This is a genomic window from Bradyrhizobium genomosp. III (genome assembly GCF_000261705.1).
GTDB lineage: Bacteria > Pseudomonadota > Alphaproteobacteria > Rhizobiales > Xanthobacteraceae > Bradyrhizobium > Bradyrhizobium ottawaense.
This window is the reverse complement of the sequence record NZ_AJQF01000008.1, coordinates 1-1,663: the sequence shown is the minus strand read 5'-3', so window position 1 is coordinate 1,663 and position 1,663 is coordinate 1. Positions and strand designations below refer to the sequence as shown.

Here is a 1,663-nt window from a genome sequence, read left to right as displayed (position 1 = left end):
GATGTGGCAGCCGAGCACGCGATCGGTCGAGCCGTCGACCACGAGCTTCATCAGCACGCGGGTGTCGCGGCCGGACATCGTCGCCTTGATCGGGCGGAACGAGGTCTTGTAGATGTCGACGTGACTGAACTGCGCGCGCGCTTCAGTCTCGGTGAGACCAACGGTGCCGACCTCCGGCTGCGAGAACACGGCGGTCGGGATGTTGGCGTGGTCGACCTTCACCTCGCGCTTGCCGAACACGGTGTCGGCGAAGGCGTGGCCCTCGCGGATCGCGACCGGCGTCAGGTTGAAGCGATGGGTGACGTCGCCGATCGCGTAGATGCTGTCGACCGAGCTCCTGGAGAAATGATCGACCGCGATGCCGCCATTGTTCGGGTTGATGGCGACGCCGGCATTCTCGAGGCCGAGATTGGCCACCGCCGGATGGCGGCCGATCGCGAACATCACCTGCTCCGAGGCGATGCTCGATCCGTTCGACAAATGCGTGGTGAACTCCTCGCCGTGGCGATCGACCTTGCTCACCGTGCAGCCGGTGAGAATGGTGATGCCCTGCTTCTCCATCTCGGCACGAACGTGGGTGCGAACATCCTCGTCAAACCCGCGAAGGATGTTGTCGCCGCGATAGATCACGGTGACGTCGGAGCCGAATCCGGCGAAGATGCCGGCGAATTCCAGCGCGATGTAGCCGCCGCCCTGGATCACGATCCGCTTCGGCAGCTTCTTCAGGTGGAACGCTTCGTTGGAGGAGATCACGTGCTCGATGCCGGGAATCGACGCGCCGTGGTTGGGCGCGCCGCCGGTGGCGATCAGGATGTATCTTGCGGTGATCTTGCGGTCGTTTTCGAGCAGGCGGACGGTGTGCTTGTCCTCGATCACCGCCCGGCTCTTGACGATCTGCGCGCCCGACTTCTCGACATTGGCGGTGTAGGCCGCCTCCAGCCGCGCGATCTCCTTGTCCTTGTTGGCGATCAGCGTCGGCCAGTCGAAGCTGGCGGGCGGAACGGTCCAGCCGAAACCTGCGGCGTCCTCGAGCTCTTGGCGAAAATGCGAGCCGATCACGAACAGCTTCTTCGGCACGCAGCCGCGGATCACGCAGGTCCCGCCCATGCGGTACTCCTCCGCGATCGTCACGCGGGCGCCGTAACCGGCCGCGATGCGGGCGGCACGCACGCCGCCCGAGCCGCCACCGATGACGAAGAGGTCGACGTCGAATTCAGCCATTGTCCACTCCGACCCCTGTCAGGAAGTCCTGATCAGATAGTGTCTGTCAGATCTCCTTGCCACGCTTGCGCATCTCGGCGCGGAAGGCTCCCATCACGGTCTCGGAGAAGTTCTGGGCCCAGGAGTTCATGAAGGCCATGGACAGGCCGATGGCGCGCGGCTCGGCGTCGATCAGCTTCTTGCCCAGCGGCGACTTGTAGAAGGTGACGAGATCCTTCAGCTCCTGCTCGGTGAACTCGCTGGCATAGATCTGCGCCATTCCGTCGCCAATCTCGTTCTGGCGGCCGTTGAGCTGCTGGGCGACGACGCCGGCAACCTCGTTGAGATCCTTCTGGTAGTTGAGATTCTGCTGGATCAGCGCGATCTTGGTCTTCTCGACCAGGCCCGGCACCGCGCCTTGATACATCGCGGTGGCATTCTTGATCTGCAGAATTTCCCTGGC

2 protein-coding genes are annotated in these 1,663 nt (G+C 63.6%); both read right to left on the bottom strand.

Features of this window, described 5'->3' with window-relative positions; translation table 11 throughout:
• Positions 1-1,221 (bottom strand): glutathione-disulfide reductase (gene gorA / locus IC66_RS0100440; protein WP_038946272.1); only part of this gene is annotated, 1,221 nt, incomplete at its 3' end.
• Between the two features lie 46 nt (positions 1,222-1,267).
• A partial coding sequence (locus tag IC66_RS0100435; RefSeq protein ID WP_038946271.1) for a DUF2059 domain-containing protein occupies positions 1,268-1,663 on the bottom strand: 396 nt, incomplete at its 5' end.